Raw genomic sequence first — 25901 nt, 5'->3', positions numbered from 1 at the left:
AGGGTTACGGCACCCGGTAGCCCGCGGCGCGGAACAGCTCGTACCACTCTGAGCGGGTGAGCGGGATCTCCGAGCCGAGCGCGGCCGCGGCCACCCGCTCAGGGCTGGTGGTGCCGAGCACCACCTGCATCTGTGCGGGGTGGCGGGTGATCCAGGCCGTGGCGATGGCGATCGCGGGAACGTCGTAGGCAGCGGCGAGACGGTCGATGACCGCGTTCAGCTCGGGGTACTCCGCTGAGCCGAGGAAGACCCCGGTGAAGAAGCCGGCCTGGAACGGCGACCAGGCCTGAACCGTGATGTCGTTCAGCCGGCAGTAGTCCAAGATTCCGCCGCCGTCGAGGGTGAGCGACTGCTGCTCTCCGGCCATGTTCGCCGCCACGCCCTGCGCGACGATCGGAGCGTGGGTGATCGAGAGCTGCAGCTGATTGGCAACGAGCGGCTGTCGTACGTACTTCTTGAGCAGGTCGATCTGGCGCGGGGTGTGGTTGGAGACACCGAAGGCGCGCACCTTGCCGGCGGCGTCCAGCTCGTCGAAGGCCCTGGCGACCTCTTCGGGTTCGACAAGCGCGTCGGGGCGGTGCAGCAGCAGGATGTCGATGTGGTCCGTTTTGAGCGCGGCCAGGGAACCGTCCACCGAATCCATGATGTGTTCATAAGAGAAGTCGAAGTACGGCCCATCCCCCACGATCCCGGTCTTGGTCTGGATGGTCAGCTCGTCACGCTGCGACGGGGTGAGCTGCATCGCCTCGGCGAACCGGCGCTCGCACCCGTGCAGGTCGGTGCCGTACACATCGGCGTGGTCGAGGAAGTCGATGCCGGCGTCACGGGCGGTGCGCACCAGTTCGCGCACCTCGTCGTCGGTCTTCTCCGCGATCCGCATCAGGCCCAGCACAACGTTCGGGGCGACGATCTCGGTTCCGGGCATGGTGAAACGCTTCACGGTGGTCCTCTCGGTGATGCACCGGCGGCGGGTGCTGCACGTTCGAGCCTCTCGCGCCGCTGCGGTGTAATTCCACCGTAGGGACGCGCGGTGCAGAAGTACAACAACACTCACCGATGCCATTGAGAACCAGAACTGGTGAATCCGGTGAGAGCGTGACAGCGAGTGCAGTTCCGTATGCACCACCGAGAATGACGAAAGGCCCCCGGTTTCCCGGGGGCCTTTCCTGTTCGCGCAGATTATTCATCCATCGTGCACTTTTTCACTGTGCGCGAGGGGGGACTTGAACCCCCACGTCCTTTCGAACACTGGCACCTGAAGCCAGCGCGTCTGCCAATTCCGCCACTCGCGCGAACTTTGAAATCCTAGCATTCCGCAGGGCCTGAACGCCATTCGAGGGCTTCCGCCCCGACTCAGCCTGCCCCAGACCCGCGGAATGCCCCCCGTTAGTGGTCTGACCGCACTACCCCCGTAGGATGACTTCCCGTGCCCTGACCCGCCCATTGGGCGAGTTAACACGTGAGGCAAGTAACATGCTCATAGCCAAACGGACCGGATCGGGAGACCTGTGGGCATACTGGATAACTTTGAGAAAGGTCTTGAGCGCGCCGTAAACGGCGCTTTCGCCAAGACCTTCAAGTCGGGCGTGCAGCCGGTGGAGATCACCTCAGCGCTGCGTCGTGAGCTCGACACCAAAGCCGCGGTCGTGTCGCGGGATCGTATCCTGGCGCCCAATCGCTTCACCGTGCGCCTGGCCCAGGCCGACTTCGGCCGCATGAGAGATCTGGGCCCCGCCCTCATCGACGAACTCGTCCAGCTCGTGCAGCAGCACGCGTCCTCGCAGGGTTATCAGTTCACCGGCGTCGTCTCGATCACGTTCGCCAACGACCCCGGCCTCAGCGAGGGCATGGTGCAGATCGATTCCACCTCCGTCAACGGCAGCGTGGCCTGGACCCCGGTCGTTGACATCAACGGGCACCGTCATCAGCTCGTCAAGTCCCGCACGGTGATCGGCCGCGGCTCGGACGCCGACATCACCATCGACGACACCGGCACCTCCCGCCGCCACGTCGAGATCATCTGGGACGGCGCCCGCGCCCAGGTACGCGACCTCGGCTCCACCAACGGCTCCCAGCTGAACGGCTCCCCCGTCAAACAGGCCATCCTCGAGCCCGACTCGGTCATCACCATCGGGCGCACCAGCATCGTCTTCAGGGTCGTCGCCCAGGCCGGCACCGACAGAACCGAGGCCCGCCGGGTCGACGAGTCCACCCAACGGCACGATATGGGCGGTTTCTGGGGGCCGAACGCATGAATCCCAGTGAACTGACCCTTCTTGTCCTGCGCCTGGCGTTCCTGCTGGTGCTCTGGCTGTTCATCTTCGGCATCGTCTACGCCCTCCGCAGTGACCTGTTCGGCCAGCGAGTGCGCAAGATGTCCACGGATGCGCCCGCAGCGGCACCCGTACCCTTCGCCACCCCGCCACCCGCGCCGGTACCCGCCGGAGCGTTCGCGCAGCCCCCGGCGGCCTCGGCCTCCGCTCCCACCGAGCAGTTCTCCCGCCAGCAGGCCGCTCCGCTTCCGCAAGCCGGGCCAGAGAAGGCCACCGCGCAGACCGCCACCCGCCTGGTCATCACCTCCGGACCCAAGGCCGGCACCGAGTTCCCGCTCGGCACCGAGCCGGTCACCATCGGCCGGTCCAGCGATTCGAGCCTGGTCATCCGGGACGACTACACCTCCACCCACCACGCACGGCTGATGCTGTGGCATGACGACTGGATGGTGCAGGACCTGGATTCCACCAACGGCACCTTCCTCGACGGCAAACGTGTTGCCGTGCCAACGTCGGTGCCGCTGAACGCCACCGTGAAAATCGGCGCGACGAGCTTCGAGCTTCGGCGGTAGTGCATGGCATCGGTTAGTCACAGCGCAGCCGCGTCCAACGTTGGCAAGATTCGGTCCAACAACCAGGACTCCGGGTACGCGGGACACACCCTGTTCGTCGTGGCCGACGGCATGGGCGGACACGCCGGTGGTGACGTGGCGTCGGCCATCGCCACCAAGCGCATCATGGAGGCCGACACGGCCTACCTGTCGGCTCAGGACGCCGAGTTCGCGCTCCAGGCTGCGCTGATCGCCGCGAACTCGCAGTTGGCCGAGACTGTTTTCGAGCACGCCGAACTCACCGGCATGGGCACCACCGTCAGCGCCCTCGTGGTGCTCGATGACCAGGTCGCCATCGCGCACATCGGTGATTCCCGGATCTATCTGTTCCGGGACGGTGAGCTGTCGCAGATCACCACCGACCACACCTTCGTGCAGCGCCTCGTCGACAGCGGTCGCATCACCGAGGCCGAAGCCATGGTGCATCCGCGCCGGTCGGTGCTGATGCGGGTGCTCGGCGACGTCGAGTCCTCTCCGGAGATCGACACCTCGATCCTGGCCACCCGGGCGGGCGACCGCTGGCTGATCTGTTCCGACGGGCTGAGCGGCGTGGTGTCGAACACGGGCATCGGCAACGCCCTCCGATCCTCGCTCGACGCGCAGGCCGTTGCCGACCGCCTGGTCAAGGAGAGCCTGGACGGCGGCGCGCCAGACAACGTCACCATCGTCGTCGTCGACATCGGTTCCGGCGGAGAACGACTGGGTGAGCCGATCGTGGTCGGCTCCGCCGCGGCGCCGCTGGCGTTCGGTGAGGAGCCGGTGCGCACCCGCGCACCCCGCATCCCTTCGCTGCGACTGCACCCCGTGCGGGAAACCCACTTCGAACCCGACTCCCAGGACTACCTGTCCGAACTCATCGAGGAAGACGCGCGACGCGCCACACGCCGCAAGGTCACCTGGCTGGCCGCCATCGTGCTGCTGATCGTGACCATCGTCGGTGCCGCGTTGCTGGGTTACCAGTGGACGCAGAGCCGGTACTTCGTCGGCGTCGAAGGCAGCACCGTCGCGATCTACCAGGGCATCCAGCAGGATCTGGGCCCGCTTAAACTCTCCAGCGTCTACGAAGACACCAACCTGGAGCTGAACCAGCTGCGCGTCTACGACCGCCAGCTGGTGGAGCGCACCATCAACGCGTCATCCCTGGAAGACGCCAAACTCATCGTGGAACGGTTGAGCAATGCCCCGGCAGAGTAAAACGACCTCGGATGCCCGCGAGGCGGCCCCGCAGACCGGCAAAATCCGCCGGTTGCACCTGCCTCAGAAGCTGCGCAATCTCGAGCTGTTTCTGCTGATCCTCGCCTGCGGCATCAACCTGGGCGCCGTCGTGCTCGTGCAGCTGGGCGCACTCGGCCAGATCGACACCACCCTGGTGCTCCTGGGCGCGAGCTTGTCCGGCCTGGTGTTCGCGATGCACATCGTGCTGCGTTTTGTCGCGCGGGAAGCCGACCCGTTCATCCTGCCCATCGCCACCCTGCTCAACGGCATCGGCATCGCGATGATCTACCGCATCGATATCGCCAACGAGGAGGCCGGCTGGGCCAGCGCCGCCGTGCGGCAGACCGTGTGGAGCGGGTTGGCCATCGCCCTCGCCATCGCCGTGCTCCTCATCATCCGCAACCACCGCGTGCTGTTCAGGTACACCTACGTCGCCGGCTTTGTCGGCGTTCTGTTGTTGCTGCTGCCGCTGGTTCCCGGTCTCGGCCGCGAGGTCAGCGGTGCCAGGGTCTGGATCGGCTTCGGCTCGTTCGCCACCTTCCAGCCCGGCGAGATCGCCAAGATCGCCCTGGCCGTGTTCTTCGCCGGCTACCTCGTGCGCAACCGCGACAGCCTCTCCATGGTCGGCAAAAAGTTCCTGGGAATGCGTTTCCCGCGTCTGCGCGACCTCGGCCCGATCCTGGTCGTCTGGGCCCTGTCCATGTCGGTCATCATCTTCCAGCGCGACCTGGGCACAGCCCTGTTGTACTTCGGACTGTTCCTGGTGATGCTTTACCTCGCCACCGGCCGGCTCAGCTGGGTGCTGCTGGGCATGGGCCTGTTCCTCGGTGGGGCCCTCATCGCCAGCCAGACCCTCGAGTACGTCAACGGCCGGTTCACCAACTGGCTGGATGCGCTCAACCCGGCCGTCTACGACGCAGCCGGCGGCAGTTACCAGCTCGTTCAGGGTCTCTTCGGCCTCGCCAAGGGCGGGTTGATCGGCACCGGCCTCGGCCAGGGCCGTCCGGAACTCACCCCGGTCCCCCAGAGCGACTACATCATCGCCAGCCTCGGCGAAGAACTCGGCCTGGCCGGCGTCTTCGCGATCCTGGCCCTGTACCTGCTCCTGGTCGCCCGCGGCTTCCGTATCGGCTTCGCCGGTCAAGACGACTTCGGCAAGCTTCTCGGCGTCGGACTCTCCTTCGTCATCGCCCTGCAGTGCTTCATCGTCATCGGCGGTGTCACCCGTGTCATCCCGCTCACCGGCCTCACCACCCCGTTCCTGGCCGCCGGTGGCTCCTCCCTCGTCGCCAACTGGATCATCGTGGCCCTGCTGCTGCGATTGTCCGACACTGTGCGCAACCAACCTCGGCTGGTGGTCTAGATGAATCGTGAACTCAAGCGCGTGAGCATCGTCGTGATGCTCATGTTCGCCGCCCTGCTCGGATCAACCTCCGTCGTGCAGGTCTTCCAGGCCGATAACCTCGCGGCGGATGACCGGAACACCCGCACCCTTCTCGACAGCTACTCCGTCGAGCGCGGCGCGATCCTCGCCGGCGGCGAGCCGATCGCCCAGTCGATGCCGGTCGACGACAACTACAAGTTCCAGCGCACCTACAGCAACGGCTTGCTCTACGCCCCGATCACCGGCTTCATCCCGGTCAACGGTGCGCCCACCGGGCTGGAGCAGGCCCTCAACGGCGAGCTCAGCGGCACCTCGAATGCGCAGTTCTTCGACCAGGTCTCCAGCCTGGTCACCGGCCAGGACCCCACGGGCGCCTCGGTCGAGACCAGCATCGACCCGGTCGCGCAGCAGGCCGCCTGGGATGCGCTGGGCGACAACACCGGCTCCGTCGTCGTCACCGAGCCCAAAACCGGCCGGGTGCTCGCGATGGTGTCCAAGCCGAGCTACGACCCCAACACCCTCGCCGTGCACGACAGTGCCGCGGTCAACGACACCTACGACGCCCTCGTCAACGCTCCGGGCAACCCGCTGATCAACCGGGCCATCAATTCGCTCAACCCGCCCGGTTCGGTGTTCAAGCTCGTGGTGGTGGCCGCGGCCCTGGAATCGGGTCAGTACACCCCGGAGAGCACGTTCCCGAACCCGGCGACCTGGACGCTGCCCAATTCCAGCTCCGTCGTGATCAACTCCGGCGGCGGCACCTGCGGTTCGGGCGACACCGTCACCATCGCCACGGCGCTCAAACTGTCCTGCAACATCCCCATGGCCGAGCTCGGCCTGGCGCTCGGCGATGACGCCATCCGCGCCATGGCGGAGAAGTTCGGTTTCAACTCCGAATTCACCATCCCCCTGTCGGTCACCGCCAGTGAGTATCCCGAAGACCCCGACGACGCGCAGACTGCCCTGTCGGCTTTCGGCCAGACCAGCGTGCGCGCCACACCACTGCAGATGGCGCTGGTCTCAGCGACGATCGCCAATGGAGGTATCGAAATGCAGCCCAACCTGGTCGATGAGATCCTGGCACCGGACCTCAGCCCGTTGCAGGCCTTCGAACCCGTCGCCGCCGACCGGGTGCTCAGCGCCGAAACCGCGGCGACCATGACCCAGATGATGGTCAACGGGGTCCAGGACGGGGCCGCGAGCAATGCAAGAATAGACGGAGTCGACGTGGCGGGAAAAACGGGGACTGCGGAGAACGGCGCCGATGACCCATACACACTGTGGTTCACCGGATTCGCCCCCGCGGCAGACCCGCAATACGCGATCACCGTTCTCATCGAAGATGGCGGGGGACTCGGTCAGACGGGGTACGGCAACTTGCTTGCCGCACCGATAGCGAAACAGGTACTAGAGGCGGTGCTGAATAAATGAGACCCACAGCAGGGCTCACCTTCGGGGGACGATACGAGCTGCAATCCCGCATCGCCATCGGCGGTATGGGCGAGGTTTGGCAGTCCGTCGACCTGGTGATCGGGCGCACAGTCGCCATCAAGATCCTCAAGGACGAGTACCTTGGCGACCCTGGATTCCTCGAGCGCTTCCGCGCTGAGGCCCGGCACGCCGCCCTGGTGAACCACGAGGGCATCGCCAACGTCTTCGACTACGGCGAAGAAGACGGCAGCGCCTTCCTCGTCATGGAGCTGGTGCCCGGTGAGGCGCTCTCCACGATCCTCGAACGCGAGCACACGCTGCCCGCCGACAAGGTCCTCGACATCGTCGCGCAGACCGCCGCCGCCCTGCATGCCGCGCACGCGGCCGGGCTCGTGCACCGCGATATCAAGCCGGGCAACCTGCTGATCACCCCAGAGGGCCGCGTCAAGATCACCGACTTCGGCATCGCACGTATCGCCGACCAGGTTCCCCTCACCGCGACCGGCCAGGTCATGGGCACGGTGCAGTACCTCTCGCCCGAACAGGCGAGCGGACGCTCGGCCTCGCCGACCACCGATATCTACTCCCTGGGCATCGTCGCCTACGAAAGCCTCGCCGGCCGGCGCCCGTTCACGGGCGAGTCCCAGGTGGCGATCGCGATGGCTCAGATCAACGAGCAACCACCGCCCCTGCCCGAAACGGTCTCGGAGCCGGTCCGTAACCTGGTGATCTCCTGCCTGGCCAAGAACCCAGCCGAGCGCCCCGCCTCGGCGGCGCACCTGGCTCGTGCCGCCATCGCGCTCCGCCGCGGTGACGTCGCGGCCGCTGCCGCATCCGTACCGGCCGTCATGACGGGCCTCACGCCCACAGCGGCCACCATGCTGATGCCCGGTGCCGGCAACGACCAGACCACCCAGTTGATGCCGTCAGCGTCCGGTGTGACACAGCCGGGCACCCGCGCTGAGGCGGCCGCCGCGGCAGCCGCAGCGGATCCCAAGAAAAAGAAGAAGCGCAGTCCCTGGACCTGGCCGCTGGTGGCGCTCATCTCCATCCTCGGTCTGGTTCTCGTCGGTACCCTGGTCACGCTGTTCATGCAGCCCGCCGCCACGCCGGAACCGGAACCCACGGTAACCTCCCAGACGCCGACTCCGCCCAAGACCACGCCCACGCCGACACCAACGCCGTCCACCAACATGGTGGAACTCGACCAGAACGAGTTCCTCGGTATGACCAGCTCTGAGGCACGGGACCGGCTCAGCGAGCTCGGTCTCAGCGCCAACGTGGTGGCGGACAAGGCTGCCCCCGACGCCGACCAGGTCGACAGGGTCTACGGGATCAACCCCACGGGTCGGGTCGCCGAGGGCACGCCGATCGAGGTGCGGGTCTATTCCGACTTCATTCCCGCGCTCCCCGACGCGCCCTCAGGCACGCCGTCGGCCACGCCGTCCACCGTCGCTCCCGCCGGTACCGTCACGGTCACCTGGCCGGGGCAGTCCTGCCCGGCCGGCCAGGAGCTCTCCGGTTACGAGCTGCTCGCCGAGGGCAACGGGGTCTCCTCCCCCGCTCGCACCGGGCCGGACACGACCACGACCACCGTCACGGCGGGCACCGGAAACTTCACCGTGAAGTTCCGGTACTTCTGCGGCGAGACGGCCTCCGACTACTCGGGCGCCAGCACGGTCACCGTGACGGCGCCGGTTGTGCCCGTCCCGACCCCCACCACGCCTGCAGGGTAGGTGCACCGGTGGGCGCCCCCCGGTGCCCACCGGATCTTGACTAAAATGATCAACATTGTCCGCGAGCAGGGAGTTTTGCATTGAGTGATGAGGGCCGTCTGCTTGCTGGTCGATACCGCGTGGGGGCGTCGATCGGCCGCGGAGGCATGTCCGACGTGCACATCGGCACCGACTCCAGGCTCGGCCGCACGGTGGCCATCAAGCTCCTCAAGTCCTCCCTCGCCGCGGACCCCGCCTTCCGCACCCGGTTCCGCCAAGAAGCCCAGGCCGCCGCGCGAATGGCGCACCCGACGATCGTTCGGGTCTTCGACGCCGGCGAAGAAACCATCACCGAGGACAACGGCAACGAATCGCAGATCCCGTTCATCATCATGGAGTTCGTCGACGGGCGTCTGCTCAAGGACATCATCCGTGAGGGTCCGATCGACTCCGTCGAGGCCGTGCGCATCATCGACGGGGTCCTGACCGCCCTGGAGTACTCGCACCGTGCCGGTGTGGTGCACCGGGACATCAAGCCCGGCAACATCATGATCACCAAGGCCGGCCAGGTCAAGGTGATGGACTTCGGTATCGCCCGGGCCATCTCCGACTCCGCCACGACGGTCGCCCAGACCACCGCCATCCTCGGCACCGCCTCGTACTTCTCCCCCGAGCAGGCCAAGGGCGAGTCGGTGGATGCCCGCACCGACCTGTACTCCAGCGGTGTGGTGCTCTTCGAAATGCTTACGGGCCGCCCACCGTTCCGGGGCGACACCCCCGTCGCCGTGGCGTACCAGCATGTCAGCGAAGCCCCGGTCAAGCCCAGCTCCATCAACCCCAAGGTGTCCCCCGCGCTGGATACCGTAGTGGTACACGCCCTGGCCAAGGACCGCTTCGGCCGTTACCAGAGCGCCGTCGAGTTCCGCAACGACGTCGAAACGGCCGGCGCCGGCCACATTCCCGTGAAACGCCCGGCGGACGATGTCGCCGGCGGCCTGTTCGGCGCGCCTCCAGAGGTGGAATCGAGTTCGGAGCTCGCCCTCAAACAGCTTGCCGAAGACCAGACCATGGACCGTACCCAGCGTCGCCCCCCGGTGATCTGGATCTGGGCCGGCATCGTCAGTGTCATCGTCATCGTCATCGCCGTGATGTTCTGGGCGCTGAGTCTCACCCCCAGCAACAACCTGCCCGACACGTCACGCCGGGTTCCGGTCCTCACCGGCTTCAGCTACGACGACGCTCAGGATGCCTTGCTGGAATTGGATCTCGCCGCCACGAAGGCCGAAGAGAGCAGTCCCACCGTGGCCAAGGACGAGGTCATCCGCACCGATCCGCCGTCCGGCACCATCGCACCGCCGGCCACCGTCGTCAAGGTCTACGTGTCGTCTGGCGCTGAGCTTGTCGATATGCCGGATACCACCACGCAGCCGTTCGCTGCGGCCGAACCGTTCCTCACCGAACGCGGCTTCGTGTCTGGCTCGGTGACCACCGAGAACTCTCCGGACGTTCCGGAGGGCATCGTGCTGAAGACCATCCCGGCTCCGGAAGAGAAGACGCCGGTCGGCTCCACGGTGGACTTCACGGTGTCCAGCGGCCTGGTGACCATGCCCAACGTCGTCGGCCAGGCCCTCACCGCGGCCACCGCGCTCCTGCAATCCGACAACACACAACTGGAGTTGGAGCTCGAGCCCGACTACACCTGTGACAGCGCCGACGGCTCACCGGTCACCAAGCAGTCGCTGCCACCCGGCGATGTGCCGCAGAAGTCTGAGGTCGTCCTGATCTACTGCGCCGGCTAACCAGCCGCCAATGCCGCGCAGGCCGTCTCACCGGGTCTCGACAGGCTCGACCTGCACTGGGCACGCCCTCGATCCTGTCCGGACCACCTGAGGCCGCGGAGCCGTCAGTTGAGCTTGAGCATCGGGGTGAGGTGCTTGGCCGTCTCGCGCGCATCGGGCAGGCCGGCCAGCGCCAGCCAGTTGGCCACCATCAGGTAGCCCCCCTCCGTCAGCACCGACTCCGGATGGAACTGCACCCCGAGGATCGGCGCCGAGACGTGCCGCAGTCCCATGATCACTCCGCCCTGGGTGCGCGAGGTCACTACCAGATCGCTGGGGACGGTTCCGTCCACCACGGCCAGGGAGTGGTACCGGGTGGCCGTGAAGGGCTGGGGCACCCCGTCGTAGAACTCGCTGCCGTCGTGAGTGATCTGCGAGGTCTTGCCGTGCATGAGCTCTTCGGCGTTGGTGACTGTCGCACCGAAGGCCTCGGCGATGGCCTGGTGGCCCAGGCACACCCCGAACAACGGCTGATTGGTCGCGAGGGCCGCTTCCACCGCCGCGATCGATACCCCGGCGTCGGACGGCTTGCCGGGGCCGGGGGAGACGAGCACCCCGTCGAACTCGGCGAGGCGGGCGGCCACATCCGCTGCCGGGAAGGCGTCGTTACGCACGACCTCGGTCTCGGCGCCCAGCTCCCGCAGGTATCCGTTGAGGGTGTAGACGAAGCTGTCGTAGTTGTCGATTACAAGGATGCGGGTCATGGGACGCCCACCGTCACTTCCTGGTTGTTGACCATCGTGTCGACCCAGGGAAATACCCAGGTGGCGAGGGAATAGAGCACCGCGGCCAGGAGCACCAGAACGAGCAGGATGCGCACCCAGACCGGTCCGGGCATCAGGCGCCAGATTGCTGCGTACATCGGATGTTCCTTCGGTCTTCTGTGTCGCGGGTGGAGGGAGGGGCCGCTAAGCGGCCGGGAGCAGAGTCGCCAGCTCGGCCGGCGGCCCTGCCGAGGTTGGCTGCCAGGACTCGAACACACCGTAGGCGATGATCCGTTCAGCGGTGGACAACAGCGGGTTGCAGGTGGTGAGGGCGATCAGCCGATCCACCGGTGTGCCGTCAGGGTTGTGCGGGACCGGTGCGATGGCCTCGACGGCGCTCGGCGGCACGTACTCCATGTCGCGGAACCTGTAGGTGTAGTAGCCGTCGGCGGTCTGCACGTAGATCGCATCGCCCAGCTGCAGCTCGTTGATCAGGTGCATCCCGCCGCCATTGGCGCTGCGGTGGGAGGCGATCGCGAAGTTACCCACCTCCCCGGGCATTTGGGTGCCCGGGTAGTGGCCGATGCCGAGGTCGGGGCTGTTCAGTACATTGGTGCCGATGCCCTCGGCGATGGTGCGCTTGTAGGTGTCGCCGAAGCGCGGCACGTACAGCACGGCGAAGGCCGTCTGATCACCGGGGGCCGTCGCAACCACGGGATCGCCGAATCCCGTCTCGGCAGCCGGAGCCGGTGCCGGGTCTGGCTTGACGTCTTCGACCCAGCCCTGGCTGATCGACTCCGCCGCACGCGACTGGGAGGCAGCCATCACGGCGTCGTTCCACCAGAGCTGCCAACCCAGGAAGAGCAGCACGAGCACGCCGCCCGTGATCAGCAGTTCACCGAGGACGCCGAACACGCTCACCCGGGGGCGCACCCGCGCCCTCGGCCCGCGAAGGGCTCTCCGCCCGCGCAGGGCCGCAACTTCGGTCTTGGCCGACTCGGTCATGCAGTCGATTCTAATCGGGGCGCACATGGTGATCTGCCGACAGTTCCGGCAGGCCCGCGCAGGCTGTGACGCTAGAATCGCAGGCATGGCACGCACAAATCCCCGAACCAAGCCCGCCCGCCCCGAGGCCCGCGCGGGCGAGGAAGCCCCGAACGCCGTCTGGTTCAAGCCCGTGATGTTCGGTTTCATGCTCATCGGGCTGGCCTGGATCATCGTCTTCTACGTGAGCCAGGGCGCCCTACCCGTCGCAGCGTTCGGATCGTGGAACATCCTCGTCGGTTTCGGGATCGCCTTCATCGGCTTCCTGATGACCACCCGCTGGCGCTGAGCCCGGTTGTTCACCACCCGTTCCGCGTGAATTAACCACCCGTTCGGGTAGTCAATTACATCAGTGTAATTATCCCCAATGTGGAAACTCCTGTGGATAACTTTCTCCCGGGGTGTGGATAACCCTGGGGAAACTCAGTCGCCGGGCCGCCTAGACGAACAGCTTGGTCAGGCTCAAGGCGACAAGCAGGGCAGCGAAACCGCCGATCAGGGCCAACTGCAGGGTCCGCTTACTGCGCTGGCGGGTCTGCACGTAGATCAGGCCGATGACGGCACCGCCGATGAGACCACCCACGTGGGCCTGCCAGGCGACGTTGAGCCCGGGCAGGAAGCCGATCACCAGGTTGATCCCCACCAGGATCAACAGTTGGGTGGCGTTGCCGCCGAGCTTTCGCTGGATGACCAGGAACGCGCCCATCAGGCCGAAGATCGCCCCGGAGGCGCCCACCACGGCCACGCGCGGGTCGGCCAGGAACAGCACGCCCAGTGAACCGGCCAGGCCGCTGAGCAGGTAGAGCGTGAGGAATCGGCCGCGTCCGAGCATCCGCTCGAGGATCTGGCCGAAGATCCACAGGGTGTACATGTTCAGGAGCACGTGGAAGAAGAACCCCGTGGAGTGCACAACAATGCTGGTCAGCATTCGCCACGGTTCGAAGGCGACCGGGTAGGAGTACAGGCCGGCGTAGAGCAGCCGGTTGGTGACATCGAGCCCGGGAACGAGCTGCAGCAGGAAAACCACGACAGTCAGGGCGATGATCGAATAGGTGACCACCGGCTCGCCGGCAGCGGTCATGCGGCCGAGCCGGGTGCGGGCGGCCGACTTGGTGCGGGGCGCGCTCTGGCGTTGCTCGCGCATGCACTCGGGGCAGATGACACCGACGGCGGCCTGGGTCTGGCACTCGGGGCAGATGGTGCGTCCACAGCGCTGACAGAGGATAAAACTCTGCCTGCCCGGATGCCGGTAACAGAAGTTGGCGGCGGTTCCGGGCAGGCTCATGAGCGGGGGTGGTCCTAGACCTGCTCGACGGTGATGCTCTCGATGACGACGTCGGTGAGCGGACGGTCGCGGCCATCGGTCGGCACGGCAGCAAGCTGCTCGACGATCGCACGGGACGCCTCGTCCTCGACGGCGCCGAAGATGCTGTGCTTGCCCTGCAACCAGGTGGTGGGCACGACGGTGATGAAGAACTGCGAACCGTTGGTGCCGCGGCCGCCCTGGATGCCGGCGTTGGCCATGGCGAGGACGTACGGCTGGGTGAAGTCGAGTTCGGGGTTGATCTCGTCGTCGAACTGGAAGCCGGGTCCGCCGGTGCCCTGGCCCAGCGGGTCGCCGGCCTGGATCATGAAGTCCTTGATGATGCGGTGGAAGACGGTGCCGTTGTACAGCGGGTCGTTGGAGGTCTTTCCCGTGGCCGGGTGCTTCCACTCGATTTCGCCGGTGGCGAGGCCGACGAAGTTCTTGACGGTCTTCGGAGCGTGGTTCCCGAAGAGGTTGACCTTGATGGGTCCGAGGGTGGTATTGAGCGTGGCGACGGCAGTGTGCTTAGACATAGGGACAATTCTTGCACAGCAGCTTTATCCGAATCCGTATGCCCGTCAGGCATTCAGAGCGCTCACAGGGTATTCAGTGGCAAGATGGGCAGTGTTCACCACAAGAAACGATGGAGGGTCCAGATGAGCCTGTCACGCAAGCGCCGAAAGGAACTCACTCGTCTGCGCAAGAGCGCGGACGAACTGTGGAGTAATCAGCAGGAAGTTCTCGACCGCGCCAACGAGATTGCACGTGAAGCCGGCCGTCAGGCTGGTGTGCTCACTCGTGAAGAAGTTGTACCCCGCGTTCGCCAGGGATACGAGCACTACCTGCTCCCCGGCGTGCACGCTACCCAAGATTTTGCCGGTGGAGTTCGCCACCAGGTCACTGACAAGGTTCTGCCGGGGATCGGAACCGCACTGGGCACTGTCATGTCAGTGGGGGATATCGCCAAGGACGCGCGCATCGCCGCTCTCAACCGGGTTCGCTTCCAGAAGCCCGTCGTGATTGAGAAGCAGGGTCTGGGCGCGGGCACGTACATCGCCATCGGAGTCGGCATCGCTGCCGCCGCCGGGGTCGCCTACGCCATTTGGCAGACCTTCCGTGCCGACGATGAGTTGTGGGTCTCCGAAGACGAGTCGCTGCTTGACTCGCCGATCGAGAAGTCCTCGGACATCTAGCTCCGGCACTTTACCGAAGAGGGCCCCCGTCATACGACGGGGGCCCTCTTTTGTGCTCCTTCGCCCGACCATACCTTCAACGGCGCTGGGTGCTGGTGTGAGCGGACGCGCATGCCGGCATGGATGCGGGTGGCCCGAGCGCATCCTGCGGTGTACAGAGGCCCACTGAAGCCCACTGGCGGGGCTCGAAGAGGGGACAATCAAAAAACCCCCGGCCGGCAGTGCCGACTGGGGGTTTTCTTCTGTGGAGCCACGGGGAATCGAACCCCGGACCTCCTGCTTGCAAAGCAGGCGCTCTACCAATTGAGCTATGGCCCCGAACCGGATCTTCACGGGTGAGAATCTGGCGGAGATGTAAGGCTATGAAGTACACGGTGTTTACGGACACGGTGTTGAGGTACTGCGTGGGGATACCGGGATTTGAACCTGGGACCTCTTCGTTATCAGCGAAGCGCTCTAACCAACTGAGCTATATCCCCCCATTGGGCAGGTTTCAGACTAACGGAAACTGGCGAAAAGTCCCAATCGAGGCCGCAAGCGACCATCGATTGGGCACACATCCGTCAGTTGTTGGTGAATCCGACGAGCAGGCCTCCGGTGACCTTGACGCTCAGGTTGTACAGTACGGCGAAGATTGCGCCCAGCGCGGTGACGACGACGGTGTTGATGACGGCGACGACCACGGCGAAGCCCATCACGTTGCCGATCGACAGGATCGTCGTGAGCTCGGACGCGCTCCCGGCGATATCCGTGTACAGGGCGTCGATCTGGGTGAAGATGCCGGTTCCATTGAGGACCGTGAAGGTGAGGAACGTGGCGACGATGGTCACCACGGCCAGGCACACGGCGATCAGGAAGGACAGCTTGACGGCCGACCAGAAGTCGATGTACACGAGCTTCAGACGTACCTGCTTGGACGACATTGCACCCCGACTCGACTTTTTGGCCAGTTTCTCGGCAACACTACTCATCTGCTGATTCTACTTTCCCCGAACCAATCTCGGTGGCCGCCTCGATTTCGAGGGCGACCAGATTGCGTTCGGTGTTCTTCGCGATGGCGATGATTCGATCTTCGGTCGCGAACTTTGCAAAAACGACGCCCATGGTATCCCGGCCCTTGGCCGGCACTTCGGCGACGTCAGAGCGTACCACCTTGCCACTGGCAAGGACCACAAGAACCTCGTCCTCCTCGTCGACGATGAGAGAACCGACCAGATCGCCGCGGTCATCGTTCAACTTGGCCACCTTGATGCCCAGTCCGCCGCGGTTCTGCAGGCGGTACTGGTCGGCGGCGGTGCGCTTGGCGTAGCCGCCCTCCGTGACGACGAACACAAACCCGTCGTCGGAGACCACGGACGCGTCCAACAGGGTGTCCTGGCCACGGAAGTGCATACCGATCACGCCGGAGGTGCTGCGGCCCATCGGGCGCAGCGCCTCGTCGGAGGCGGTGAACCGGATGGACATGCCCTTTTTCGACACCAGCAGCAGATCGGAATCCTCGTCGACGAGCAGCGCGGAGACGAGTTCGTCGCCCTCGCGCAGCTTGATCGCGATGATGCCGCCGGTGCGGTTGGTGTCGTACTCGCTGAGCGCGGTCTTCTTGATCAGGCCGTCACGGGTGGCCAGGGTGAGGTACTGGGCCACGCCGTAGTCCCGGATGTCCAGGATCTGGGCGATCTCCTCGCCCGGCTGCAGCGCGAGCAGGTTGGCCACGTGCTGGCCCTTGGCGTCCCGACCGGATTCCTGAGCTTCATAGGCCTTGGCCCGGTAGACCCGGCCGGTGTTCGTGAAGAACAACAGCCAGTGGTGGGTCGTGGTGACGAAGAAGTGCTCGACCACGTCGTCGGCGCGCAGCTGGGCGCCCTTGACGCCCTTGCCGCCGCGGTGCTGGTTGCGGTAGTTGTCGCTGCGGGTGCGCTTGATGTAGCCGCCGCGGGTGACGGTGACCACCATCTCCTCTTCGGGGATGAGGTCCTCGACCGACATGTCGCCGTCGAAGCCGAACATGATCTCGGTGCGGCGGTCGTCACCGAACTTATCGGTGATCTCACCGAGCTCGGTGCTCACGATGGTGCGCTGACGCTCGGGGCTGGCCAGGATCGACTTGAATTCGACGATCTGCAATTCGAGTTCGGCGGCCTGGTCGATGATCTTCTGTCGCTCGAGAGCGGCAAGGCGGCGCAGCTGCATCGTCAGGATGGCGTCGGCCTGGAGCCTGTCGACCGTCAACAGGTCCATCAGACCCTCACGGGCGTCGTCCACGGTGGGGGAGCGGCGGATCAGGGCGATGACCTCGTCGAGCGCGTCGAGCGCCTTGAGGTAGCCGCGCAGGATGTGGGCATCCGCCTCAGCCTTGTTCAACCGGAACTGGGTACGGCGCACGATGACGTCGATCTGGTGCGACACCCAGGCGGTGATGAAGCCGTCCAGGGCCAGGGTGCGCGGGATGCCGTCGACGATCGCGAGCATGTTCGCGCCGAAGTTCTCCTGCAGCGGGGTGTGCTTGTAGAGGTTGTTCAGCACGACCTTGGCCACAGCGTCGCGCTTGAGCACGATAACGAGGCGCTGACCGGTACGGCCGCTGGTCTCGTCGCGGATGTCGGCGATGCCGGTGATCTTGGCGTCCTTGACCAGGTCGGCAATCTTGATCGCCAGGTTGTCCGGGTTCACCTGGTACGGCAGTTCGGTGATCACCAGGCAGGTGCGACCCTGCAGTTCCTCGATGCTCACCACGGCGCGCATCGTGATCGAGCCACGTCCGGTGCGGTAGGCGTCCTGGATGCCCTTGATGCCCAGGATCTGCGCGCCGGTGGGGAAGTCAGGGCCCTTGATGCGCTGGATCAGCGCTTCGAGCAGCTCTTCGCGGCTGGCGTCGGGATTCTCGAGATACCACAGGGCGCCGGCGGCGACCTCGCGCAGGTTGTGCGGCGGGATGTTGGTGGCCATACCGACGGCGATGCCGACGGAGCCGTTCACCAGCAGGTTGGGGAAGCGGGCGGGCAGCACCGTGGGCTCGAGGGTCCGGCCGTCGTAGTTGTCCTGGAAGTCGACGGTGTCTTCGTCGATGTCGCGGACCATTTCGAGGGCCAGCGGAGCCATCTTGGTTTCGGTGTATCGCGGGGCGGCGGCGCCGTCGTTGCCGGGGGAGCCGAAGTTGCCCTGGCCGAGGGCCAGCGGGTACCGCAGGCTCCACGGCTGCACCAGGCGCACGAGTGCGTCGTAGATCGAGGAGTCACCGTGCGGGTGGAACTGGCCCATCACGTCGCCGACCACGCGGGCGCACTTGGAGAACGCCTTGTCGGGGCGGTAGCCGCCGTCGTACATGGCGTAGATCACGCGGCGGTGCACGGGCTTCATGCCGTCACGCACGTCCGGCAATGCGCGCCCGACGATGACGCTCATGGCGTAGTCGAGGTAGGAACGCTGCATTTCCAGCTGCAGGTCGACCTGGTCGATCTTGCCGTGCTGGGTGAGGTGCGCGGCAGCTGCCGCGACGCTGGCCGCGTCGGGGGCTTCCGGCGTGGTGCCTGTGGTGTCGTCAGATGTCAAGGAAACGCACGTCCTTCGCGTTCTTCTGGATGAAGTTGCGTCGGGATTCGACGTCTTCGCCCATCAGGGTGGAGAAAATCTCGTCGGCGGCTGCCGCGTCGTCCAGGGTCACCTGGAGCAGGGTGCGGGACTCGGGAGCCATCGTGGTTTCCCACAGCTCCTTGTAGTCCATCTCACCCAGGCCCTTGTAGCGCTGGATGCCGTTGTCCTTGGGGATCCGCTTGCCGGCGGCCGCGCCGTCGGCGAGCAGGGCGTCCCGCTCCGCATCCGAGTACACGTACTCGTGGGCGGAGTTGGACCACTTGAGTCGGTACAGCGGCGGCTGCGCGAGGTACACGTAGCCGAGGTCGATCAGCGGACGCATGTACCTGAAGAGCAGGGTGAGCAGCAGGGTGGTGATGTGCTGGCCGTCGACATCGGCATCGGCCATCAGCACGATCTTGTGGTAGCGCACCTTGTCCTGGTTGAAGTCTTCACCGATGCCGGCGCCGAACGCCGTGATCATCGCCTGCACTTCGGCGTTGCCGAGGGCACGGTCCAGGCGCGCCTTCTCCACGTTGAGGATCTTGCCGCGCAGGGGCAGGATCGCCTGGGTCTCCGGGTTGCGGCCCTGCACGGCGGAGCCGCCGGCCGAGTCGCCCTCCACGATGAAGATCTCTGAGGCGGCGGGGTCCTTGCTCTGGCAGTCCTTGAGCTTGCCCGGCATGCCGCCACCCTCGAGCAGGCCCTTGCGTCGGGCGGTCTCGCGGGCCTTGCGAGCGGCCATCCGGGCGGTCGCGGCCTGCAGCGACTTGCGGATGATCTCGCGGGCCTGAACCGGGTTGCGGTTGAACCAGTCGGAAAGCTGGTCGCCGACGACCCGCTGCACGAATGCCTTGGCCTCGGTGTTGCCCAGCTTGGTCTTGGTCTGGCCCTCGAACTGCGGTTCGGCGAGCTTGATCGAGACGACGGCGGTGAGGCCTTCGCGCACGTCGTCGCCGGAGAGGTTGTCGTCCTTTTCCTTCAGGATGCCTTTTTCCCGCGCGTACTTGTTCACCAGGGTGGTCAGCGCCGCACGGAAGCCCTCTTCGTGGGTACCGCCCTCGTGGGTGTTGATGGTGTTCGCGTAGGTGTGCACGCTCTCGGTGTACGCGGTGGTCCACTGCATAGCCACTTCGAGGGCGATCTTCTTCTCGGTGTCCTCGAACTCGAAGGAGATGATCTCCTCGTTGACCAGTTCGGCCTTCTTGGCCCGGTTGAGGTAGGCCACGTAGTCCATCAGGCCCTGCTCGTACATGAAGCTGTTGCTGAGCGGCTTGTCCTCGGCGTCCAGGCTGTCCGCACGCTCGTCGGTGAGCGTGAGGCGTAGACCCTTGTTGAGGAAAGCCATCTGCTGGAAGCGCGCGCGCAGGGTTTCGTAGTCGAAGACCGTCGTCTCGAAGGTCTCCGAGCTCGGCCAGAAGGTGATCGTGGTCCCGGTCTCGTCGGAGACCTCGTCCTGGTGCAGTGACTCGTTGGGCACACCGTTGTGGAAGCTCTGGCGCCACACATGGCCCTGCCGGCGCACCTCGACCTCGAGGCGGCTGGAGAGCGCGTTGACCACCGAGCTGCCGACGCCGTGGAGTCCTCCGGAGACCGCGTAACCGCCGCCCCCGAACTTTCCACCGGCGTGCAGCACGGTCAGGACGACCTCGACGGTGGACTTGCCTTCCGCCTTGTGGATATCGACAGGGATACCTCGACCGTTGTCCTGCACGCGCACGGCGCCATCGGGAAGAATACGGATGTCAATGGTGTCGCAATAGCCGGCCAGGGCCTCGTCGACGGAGTTGTCGACGATCTCGTAGACCAGGTGGTGCAGACCGCGTGGACCGGTTGAACCGATGTACATTCCGGGTCGTTTGCGAACAGCTTCGAGGCCTTCGAGAACCTGGATGTCTTCTGCGCCGTAAGCGTGCTGCTCCGGCTCAGTTTTCGGTTCAATTGTCATGTGAAATTGGGCTCCTGACCGTCGCACAGGCGACCCCTCAGCCTACCAAACACCCCAAGCCCCAACGGCCAAAACCGCCGTTTGACGCGTTTTATTCGTAAGGGTGACCTGTTTTGGCTACCTAGCCATAGGTATCGCGTGGACCACGCCCTGGGATTGATCTGGGACCCTTTTTCCAGGAGGGGGCGTTGGGTCCTTGAAAACGAATTGCGGCGATGCCGGCATCCGGGAACTTCTGCATGATCTGAGTCATGATTTCCACCCGCATCATGCGCAGCTGGGTTGCCCACGCCGTCGACTCGCAGTGCACGGTCAGGATGCCCTCGTCGATACCGGCCGGGGTGGAGTGTTTCGCGGTTTCCTCACCGGCGAGTTCGATCCAGGACCCGAGCAGGTCCGACTGGGCCATCGGTGAATTCCAGCCCAGCTGCGCGGTGAGCGAATTAATGGTTTCGCCCAGTCCCCGCGGGTCCCGGCCGGCGCCGAACGGCACGCTGGACCCGATTTGAGGGCTGGCCTTGCGCCTGGCGCGGGTTCGCTTGGCGTTCGGGTCGCCGAAGACATCCTTGAACCGGAGGTAGACCTTGGCGGCTTCACTGTGTTCAGCCACGGACCGTCCCGCTCTCGGCCTCGGGCGCAGCGACCACGGCGCCGGCGTGGATGTGGATGGCGTGGGCAGCGAGCACCGCAGGGACGTCTTGGAAGACGGCGGCCGTGATCAGAACCTGTTCGTAGCCGGTGACGGCTTCGGCGAGGCGCCGGCGGCGAGATTGGTCGAGCTCGGCGAACACATCGTCGAGGATCAGCACCGGGTCACCACTGGAGGAATCTCGTCGGAGCAGCTCAGCCGACGCGAGTTTGAGTGCAAGCGCGAAGGACCAGGATTCGCCGTGGCTGGCATAGCCCTTGGCCGGCAGATTGTTGAGTTCGAAGACCAGATCGTCACGGTGCGGTCCGGCCAGGGTCATTCCGCGGTCCAGTTCCTTGCGCCGCAGACCGGCCAGCGCGGTGCGGAAGGTGTCGGCCGTCGCGGAACCGGAGCTCGCACTCGGCGAAGCTGCGGCGGGGGAGGCGGTCTCGTCGGCTTCCTCATCGGCACCGAGAATGCTCAGCGACGCGACCAGGTTCGGCCCGTGATCCGCGCCGGCAACCGATTTGTACGCCTTTTGCAGCGGCGGCATCAGCTCAGCCACCAGATCCGCGCGGGCATCGATGATCTCGGAGCCCAGTGCCACCAGCCGTTCGTCCCAGATATCGAGGGTGCCCAGCTGGGTGGTCTTCAAACCGGAGGCCCTGGCGGACTTGAGCAGGGTATTGCGTTGTTTCAGCACCCGGTCATAGTCGGCAAGCACCCCGGAGAGCCTGGGGCTCCGCAACACCAGCAACTGGTCGAGGAATCGTCGACGACCGGACGGGTCGCCGCGCACCAGGGCAAGGTCTTCCGGTGCGAACAGCACGCTGGAGAAATAGCGGGGAAGTTCCCGGGTCTTGATGACCGACCGGTTGATCTGGGCCCGGTTGAGTCCGGACCGGTTGATCTGCACCTCAGCGAGGATGTCCCGGCCGTTGTACTCAAGGCGTGCGCGGATGATCGCGGACTCTGCGCCGGAGCGCACCATCGCCCCGGTCTGGGACACCCGGTGCGAACTCAGGGTGCTGAGGAATCCGAGCGCCTCGACCAGATTTGTCTTGCCCTGGCCGTTTCGGCCGACGATCAGGTTGGGTCCGGGGCCGAACGGGACTTCGGCTTGCGCATAGTTGCGGAAGTCAGTGAGGGAGAGGTGTGTGACCCGCACTCGGGATCAGTCTGCCTTCTTTATGGCATGCCCACCGAACTGGTTGCGCAGCGCGGCCACCGCCTTCATGGCCGGGGAATCATCCTGGCGGGAGGCGAACCGGGCGAAGATCGACGCGCTGATCGCGGGCACCGGAACGGCATTGTTGATGGCTTCTTCGATGGTCCAGCGTCCCTCGCCGGAGTCTTCGACGTAGCCTTCGATGTCGCCCAGCTGCGGGTCGTCCTTGAGGGCACGCACCAGGAGTTCGAGCAGCCAGGACCGCACGACGGTGCCGCGCTGCCAGGCCGTGAAAATGCCGGGCACATCCTGGATGAGGTCGTCGCGCTTCTCCAGCAGTTCGTAGCCCTCGGCATAGGCCTGCATCAGCGCGTATTCGATGCCGTTGTGCACCATTTTGGCGTAGTGACCGGCGCCGACCTTGCCGGCGTGCACGAAGCCTTCCTCGCGCGGGCCCTCCGGACGCAGCGCGTCGAAGACCGGCATGGCCGTTTCCACATCGGCGGCGGAACCGCCGACCATGAGGCCGAATCCGTTGGTGAGACCCCAGACCCCACCGGAAACACCGGCGTCGACGTAGTGGATCCCGTTTTCGGCGAGCAGCGCTTCATGGGTGAAGTCGTCGGTGAACCTGGAGTTGCCGCCGTCGATGACCAGGTCGCCGGGGGAGAGCTTCGTGGCCAGGTCCGCGATCACCGCGGTGGTGATGGCTCCGGCCGGAACCATGACCCAGACCAGCCGGGGAGACGGGATCGCCTCGACCAGCTCGGCGGTGCCGGCGACGTCGGAAACCTCGGGATTGCGGTCGTAGCCGGTGACGGTCAGACCGGCGGCGCGCAGGCGGTCGCGCATGTTGGCGCCCATTTTGCCCAGGCCGACGATTCCGATGTGCATGGCAGTCCTTCGTGGTTCGTGTCGTGCTGGTGAGGCCGGCGGCTTAGCGCAGGAGCAGATTCGGCTGCAGCAGGTACCGGTAGCTGTCGGCGCCCGGCTGCTCGCGCGACGTCTGGCTCGTGATGAGCACGGGTCCCGGCTTGTTGGGGTTCTCGGTCTTGGTGAAAGAGATGCGCACGAACTCGGAGTGCACGGCGCCGAGGCCGTCCAGCAGGAACTGCGGTTTGAGAGAGACGACGGTGTCGCCGCCGGCGAGGATCGCGTCGATGGTCTCAGAGGCCTGGGCCTGCTCCGAGCCGATGGCCTCGAGGGTGAGACCGTCGGACGTGAAGCTGAACCGCAGGGCCGCCTCCCGCTCCAGCACCAGCTGCACGCGGCGGGTGGCCTCGATCAGTTCGGCGGTGTTCATCACGGCGTAGTTGTCGACGTTGTCCGGGAACAGGCGACGCACCGGCGGGTAGTTGCCCTTGATCAGTAGCGACGTGACGGTTTTCTTGTCCGCGGTGAAGGCGATCAGTTCGCGGTCGTCGGTGTTGGTGATGGCCACCGAGATCGTGCCGCTGTGGCCGAAGGTCTTACCGACCTCCTGCAGGGTCCGTGCCGGCACCAGGGCCGTGATCGGTTCCTGGGCCTGGTTGGCTCCCGGGTCCCAGTCGATCTCGCGAACGGCGACACGGTAACGGTCGGTGGCTACGAGGCTGATGCTGTTCTCGGTGATCTGCAGCTGTACGCCGGTGATCACCGGGGTGACGTCATCGCGGGATGCGGCGACAGCGACCTGCGAGACTGCCGCGGCGAATTCCTCGGCGGGTACCAGGCCGGATTGGGCGCTGACCTGGGGAATACTTGGATATTCCTCTACCGGCATAGACAGGAGGGTGAAGTTCGCGGTACCGCAGCTCACGGTGATCCGGGACTCGTTGGTGGAAAACCGCACCGGAGCGTTCGGCATCCGGCTGGCGATCTCGGCCAGAAGGCGTCCGGAGACGAGCACCTTGCCGGTCTCTTCGACATCGGCGGCGATCTCGGTCTGGGCCGACACTTCGTAGTCGAACGAGGACAGGATCAGGCCGGTCTCTGTCGCTTCGATTAAGACGCCGCTCAAAATGGGCAGGGTGGTGCGTTGGGGAAGGAGCTTGACAGCGAAAGATACGGCTTCGCTGAAGACATCCCGATTGGCCTGAAATCTCACGAAGTCACTCCTGTCGGTGGAGACCTGGATACGGCCTCAATGCTAGTCGGGTTTATCCGCTGCCCATTTCTTGTGAGCCTCGGCGAGTAAAGGTTGTTGGACCTGGAGCTAATGAAGTTAATTGTTAATCTTCTTAACCGCTGTGGAAACTGTGGATAACTCGGTGGATAGCGCTCAGCGACTGGGAACTACAAACTTGTAACTTGTGGACGCCCTGTGAGCGGTAAGCCCAATGAATGACACGAACTTGTTTCTGTAATTCCGAGTTTTCACAAGCGAGCCGTGCGTTTCTACAGATTGTGCCAAGTTGTCCGGGCAGTTTCCACAGGGTTATCCACAGGTACGAAACACAAAAAAATTTTCTCTTACTTGTAACGGTGATCCTGCTTGATGCGGTTTGTCAGTTCCGTCACCTGGTTGTAGATGGATCGGCGTTCCTTCATGAGCTCGCTGATCTTCTTGTTCGCGTACATCACCGTCGTGTGGTCGCGGTTGCCGAACAGCTGGCCGATCTTGGGGAGCGAGAGATTCGTCAGTTCCCGGCACAGGTACATTGCGATCTGTCGTGCGGTGGCCACAGCCTGCGAACGTGACGAACCGTACAGGTCGTCGACGGTGAGCTTGAAGTAGTCCGCGGTGTTCGTGATGATGTCCACCGGAGCGATCACGTTGTCCTCGTCGAGGGTGATCACGTCCTTCAACACCGTCTGCACGAGGTTCATGTCCACCGGGGTGCGGTTCAGGCTCGCGAACGCGGTGACCCGGATCAGGGTGCCCTCGAGTTCACGGATGTTCGACGACACCTTCGACGCCATGAACTCGAGAATGTCGTGCGGAACCTGCAGCTTCTCGCTCTGCGCCTTCTTGCGGAGGATCGCGATGCGGGTCTCCAGGTCAGGAGCCTGGACATCCGTGATCAGGCCCCACTCGAAGCGCGACCGCATGCGGTCTTCAAACCCGGTGAGGGCCTTCGGCGGCAGGTCGCTGGTGATGACGACCTGTTTGTTGTGATCGTGCAGGGTGTTGAAGGTGTGGAAGAACGCTTCCTGGGTCTCCGCCTTGCCCTGCAGGAACTGGATGTCGTCGATCATCAGGATGTCGATGTTGCGGTACCGGTTCTGGAAGGCGGAGCCGCGGTTGTTGGCAATCGAGTTGATGAAGTCGTTGGTGAATTCCTCGCTACTGACGTAGCGCACACGGATGCCCGGATACAGACTCATCGCGTAGTGGCCGATGGCGTGCAGCAGGTGGGTCTTGCCCAGGCCGGAGGAACCGTAGATGAAGAGCGGGTTGTACGCCTTGGCCGGAGCCTCGGCCACGGCGACGGCCGCGGCATGTGCGAACCGGTTGGACTGTCCGATGACGAAGTTGTCGAAGCTGTACTTGGAGTTCAGCCGGGTGTCGTGGGGGCGCTCAGGGGGAGTGCTTTCGAAAACCGACTGCGGCGTGGCCGGCGTCTCGATGTCAGGCTGGCGTTCGATGGGTTCCTGAACCGGGCGCAGGGACTCCTGCTCGAGCTCGGGATTGACCACGACGTAGAACGTGGTGACCGCGACCGATTCGCTGAGCTGGCCCATGGCCGTGAGAAGGGGAACCCGCATGCGCACGTTGAGCATGCTCGCGGTGAACTCGTTCGGGACTTCCAGGTAGAAGGTGCCGGCCGCGATGCCTTTGGGCTCGACCAGGTTCAGGAAGCCGTACAGCATCGGAGTGACCGTGTCGTCCGACTCCAGAATGGTCAGAACTGACCGCCATGTCTCGCTGATGGGCTGTTCCCCGTCTGGCAT

General features: G+C 65.0%; 23 protein-coding genes and 3 tRNA genes. 9 read left to right on the top strand and 17 right to left on the bottom strand.

Features of this window, described 5'->3' with window-relative positions; genetic code table 11:
- Positions 1 to 4: 4 nt before the first annotated feature.
- Both B7495_RS00125 and B7495_RS00120 read right to left on the bottom strand, forming a co-directional pair.
- Entirely contained in the window at positions 5 to 940 is a 936-nt protein-coding gene (locus tag B7495_RS00125) for an aldo/keto reductase family oxidoreductase (RefSeq protein WP_088454800.1), read from the bottom strand.
- A gap of 268 nt (positions 941 to 1208) precedes the next feature.
- A tRNA-Leu gene (locus tag B7495_RS00120) sits at positions 1209 to 1292 on the bottom strand.
- A gap of 216 nt (positions 1293 to 1508) precedes the next feature.
- Here B7495_RS00120 and B7495_RS00115 point away from each other — a divergent pair.
- From B7495_RS00115 to pknB, 7 genes are all read left to right on the top strand, one after another.
- Positions 1509 to 2255 (top strand): DUF3662 and FHA domain-containing protein, encoded by a 747-nt coding sequence (locus tag B7495_RS00115; RefSeq protein WP_088454799.1) that lies wholly within the window; start codon positions 1509 to 1511, stop codon positions 2253 to 2255.
- Complete coding sequence (locus tag B7495_RS00110; RefSeq protein WP_088454798.1) at positions 2252 to 2845, top strand: FHA domain-containing protein; 594 nt, start codon at positions 2252 to 2254, stop codon at positions 2843 to 2845. The genes B7495_RS00115 and B7495_RS00110 overlap by 4 nt, the downstream gene beginning before the upstream one ends.
- Positions 2846 to 2848: 3 nt before the next feature.
- Positions 2849 to 4078 (top strand): PP2C family serine/threonine-protein phosphatase, encoded by a 1230-nt coding sequence (locus B7495_RS00105; RefSeq protein WP_088454797.1) that lies wholly within the window; start codon positions 2849 to 2851, stop codon positions 4076 to 4078.
- The gene (locus tag B7495_RS00100; protein WP_088454796.1) at positions 4062 to 5462 is read left to right on the top strand and encodes an FtsW/RodA/SpoVE family cell cycle protein; all 1401 of its coding nucleotides are present in this window, start codon (positions 4062 to 4064) and stop codon (positions 5460 to 5462) included. The genes B7495_RS00105 and B7495_RS00100 overlap by 17 nt, the downstream gene beginning before the upstream one ends.
- Positions 5463 to 6914: a penicillin-binding protein 2 gene (locus B7495_RS00095; protein WP_088454795.1), complete on the top strand. Its 1452-nt coding sequence runs from the start codon at positions 5463 to 5465 to the stop codon at positions 6912 to 6914.
- Positions 6911 to 8650 carry a protein kinase gene (locus B7495_RS00090; RefSeq protein WP_088454794.1) on the top strand — a complete coding sequence of 580 codons (1740 nt, stop codon included), beginning with the start codon at positions 6911 to 6913 and terminating at the stop codon, positions 8648 to 8650. Before B7495_RS00095 ends, B7495_RS00090 begins: the two co-directional genes overlap by 4 nt.
- Positions 8651 to 8796: 146 nt before the next feature.
- Entirely contained in the window at positions 8797 to 10428 is a 1632-nt protein-coding gene (gene pknB, locus B7495_RS00085; protein ID WP_240632313.1) for a Stk1 family PASTA domain-containing Ser/Thr kinase, read from the top strand.
- A 104-nt stretch (positions 10429 to 10532) separates the two neighbouring features.
- Here the strand turns inward: pknB and B7495_RS00080 are convergent, their stop codons facing one another.
- Genes B7495_RS00080 through B7495_RS00075 form a run of 3 tightly spaced genes read right to left on the bottom strand, consistent with a single transcriptional unit; the run spans position 10533 to position 12176 of the window.
- The gene (locus tag B7495_RS00080) at positions 10533 to 11171 is read right to left on the bottom strand and encodes an aminodeoxychorismate/anthranilate synthase component II (protein ID WP_088454792.1); all 639 of its coding nucleotides are present in this window, start codon (positions 11169 to 11171) and stop codon (positions 10533 to 10535) included.
- Entirely contained in the window at positions 11168 to 11329 is a 162-nt protein-coding gene (locus B7495_RS18965; RefSeq protein WP_165787924.1) for a hypothetical protein, read from the bottom strand. Before B7495_RS18965 ends, B7495_RS00080 begins: the two co-directional genes overlap by 4 nt.
- A gap of 46 nt (positions 11330 to 11375) precedes the next feature.
- Positions 11376 to 12176 carry a class E sortase gene (locus B7495_RS00075; protein ID WP_240632312.1) on the bottom strand — a complete coding sequence of 267 codons (801 nt, stop codon included), beginning with the start codon at positions 12174 to 12176 and terminating at the stop codon, positions 11376 to 11378.
- Between the two features lie 85 nt (positions 12177 to 12261).
- Here B7495_RS00075 and B7495_RS00070 point away from each other — a divergent pair, with 85 nt between their 5' ends.
- Complete coding sequence (locus tag B7495_RS00070) at positions 12262 to 12504, top strand: cell division protein CrgA (protein ID WP_088454791.1); 243 nt, start codon at positions 12262 to 12264, stop codon at positions 12502 to 12504.
- Positions 12505 to 12654: 150 nt separating this feature from the next.
- Here the strand turns inward: B7495_RS00070 and B7495_RS00065 are convergent, their stop codons facing one another.
- Both B7495_RS00065 and B7495_RS00060 read right to left on the bottom strand, forming a co-directional pair.
- On the bottom strand, positions 12655 to 13500 hold the full coding sequence (locus tag B7495_RS00065; protein ID WP_088454790.1) for a rhomboid family intramembrane serine protease: 846 nt from the start codon (positions 13498 to 13500) through the stop codon (positions 12655 to 12657).
- Between the two features lie 14 nt (positions 13501 to 13514).
- Positions 13515 to 14054, bottom strand: a complete 540-nt coding sequence (locus tag B7495_RS00060; RefSeq protein ID WP_088454789.1) for a peptidylprolyl isomerase — start codon at positions 14052 to 14054, stop codon at positions 13515 to 13517.
- Positions 14055 to 14177: 123 nt separating this feature from the next.
- Between B7495_RS00060 and B7495_RS00055 the strand changes: the two genes are divergently transcribed.
- Complete coding sequence (locus B7495_RS00055) at positions 14178 to 14714, top strand: hypothetical protein (RefSeq protein ID WP_088454788.1); 537 nt, start codon at positions 14178 to 14180, stop codon at positions 14712 to 14714.
- 245 nt (positions 14715 to 14959) lie between these two features.
- Here the strand turns inward: B7495_RS00055 and B7495_RS00050 are convergent.
- The 10 genes from B7495_RS00050 to dnaA form a co-directional block, all read right to left on the bottom strand.
- Positions 14960 to 15032, bottom strand: a tRNA-Ala gene (locus tag B7495_RS00050).
- 87 nt (positions 15033 to 15119) lie between these two features.
- Positions 15120 to 15193, bottom strand: a tRNA-Ile gene (locus B7495_RS00045).
- A gap of 84 nt (positions 15194 to 15277) precedes the next feature.
- Entirely contained in the window at positions 15278 to 15685 is a 408-nt protein-coding gene (locus B7495_RS00040) for a DUF3566 domain-containing protein (protein WP_088454787.1), read from the bottom strand.
- The gene (gene gyrA, locus B7495_RS00035; protein WP_240632523.1) at positions 15678 to 18170 is read right to left on the bottom strand and encodes a DNA gyrase subunit A; all 2493 of its coding nucleotides are present in this window, start codon (positions 18168 to 18170) and stop codon (positions 15678 to 15680) included. The genes B7495_RS00040 and gyrA overlap by 8 nt, the downstream gene beginning before the upstream one ends.
- A gap of 82 nt (positions 18171 to 18252) precedes the next feature.
- Positions 18253 to 20232 (bottom strand): DNA topoisomerase (ATP-hydrolyzing) subunit B, encoded by a 1980-nt coding sequence (gene gyrB, locus B7495_RS00030; protein WP_088454786.1) that lies wholly within the window; start codon positions 20230 to 20232, stop codon positions 18253 to 18255.
- A 121-nt stretch (positions 20233 to 20353) separates the two neighbouring features.
- Positions 20354 to 20842: a DUF721 domain-containing protein gene (locus B7495_RS00025; protein WP_088454785.1), complete on the bottom strand. Its 489-nt coding sequence runs from the start codon at positions 20840 to 20842 to the stop codon at positions 20354 to 20356.
- Positions 20835 to 22028 (bottom strand): DNA replication/repair protein RecF, encoded by a 1194-nt coding sequence (recF, locus tag B7495_RS00020; RefSeq protein WP_088454784.1) that lies wholly within the window; start codon positions 22026 to 22028, stop codon positions 20835 to 20837. The genes B7495_RS00025 and recF overlap by 8 nt, the downstream gene beginning before the upstream one ends.
- Before the next feature lie 6 nt (positions 22029 to 22034).
- Positions 22035 to 22922, bottom strand: coding sequence for a phosphogluconate dehydrogenase (NAD(+)-dependent, decarboxylating) (gene gnd / locus B7495_RS00015; protein ID WP_088454783.1), 888 nt, complete (start codon positions 22920 to 22922; stop codon positions 22035 to 22037).
- 43 nt (positions 22923 to 22965) lie between these two features.
- Positions 22966 to 24114 carry a DNA polymerase III subunit beta gene (gene dnaN / locus B7495_RS00010; protein ID WP_088454782.1) on the bottom strand — a complete coding sequence of 383 codons (1149 nt, stop codon included), beginning with the start codon at positions 24112 to 24114 and terminating at the stop codon, positions 22966 to 22968.
- Between the two features lie 365 nt (positions 24115 to 24479).
- Entirely contained in the window at positions 24480 to 25901 is a 1422-nt protein-coding gene (dnaA, locus tag B7495_RS00005) for a chromosomal replication initiator protein DnaA (protein WP_088454781.1), read from the bottom strand.

The organism is Cryobacterium sp. LW097, assembly GCF_002205495.2.
Lineage (GTDB): Bacteria > Actinomycetota > Actinomycetes > Actinomycetales > Microbacteriaceae > Cryobacterium > Cryobacterium zongtaii.
This window is presented reverse-complemented; position numbering and strand designations above follow the sequence as displayed.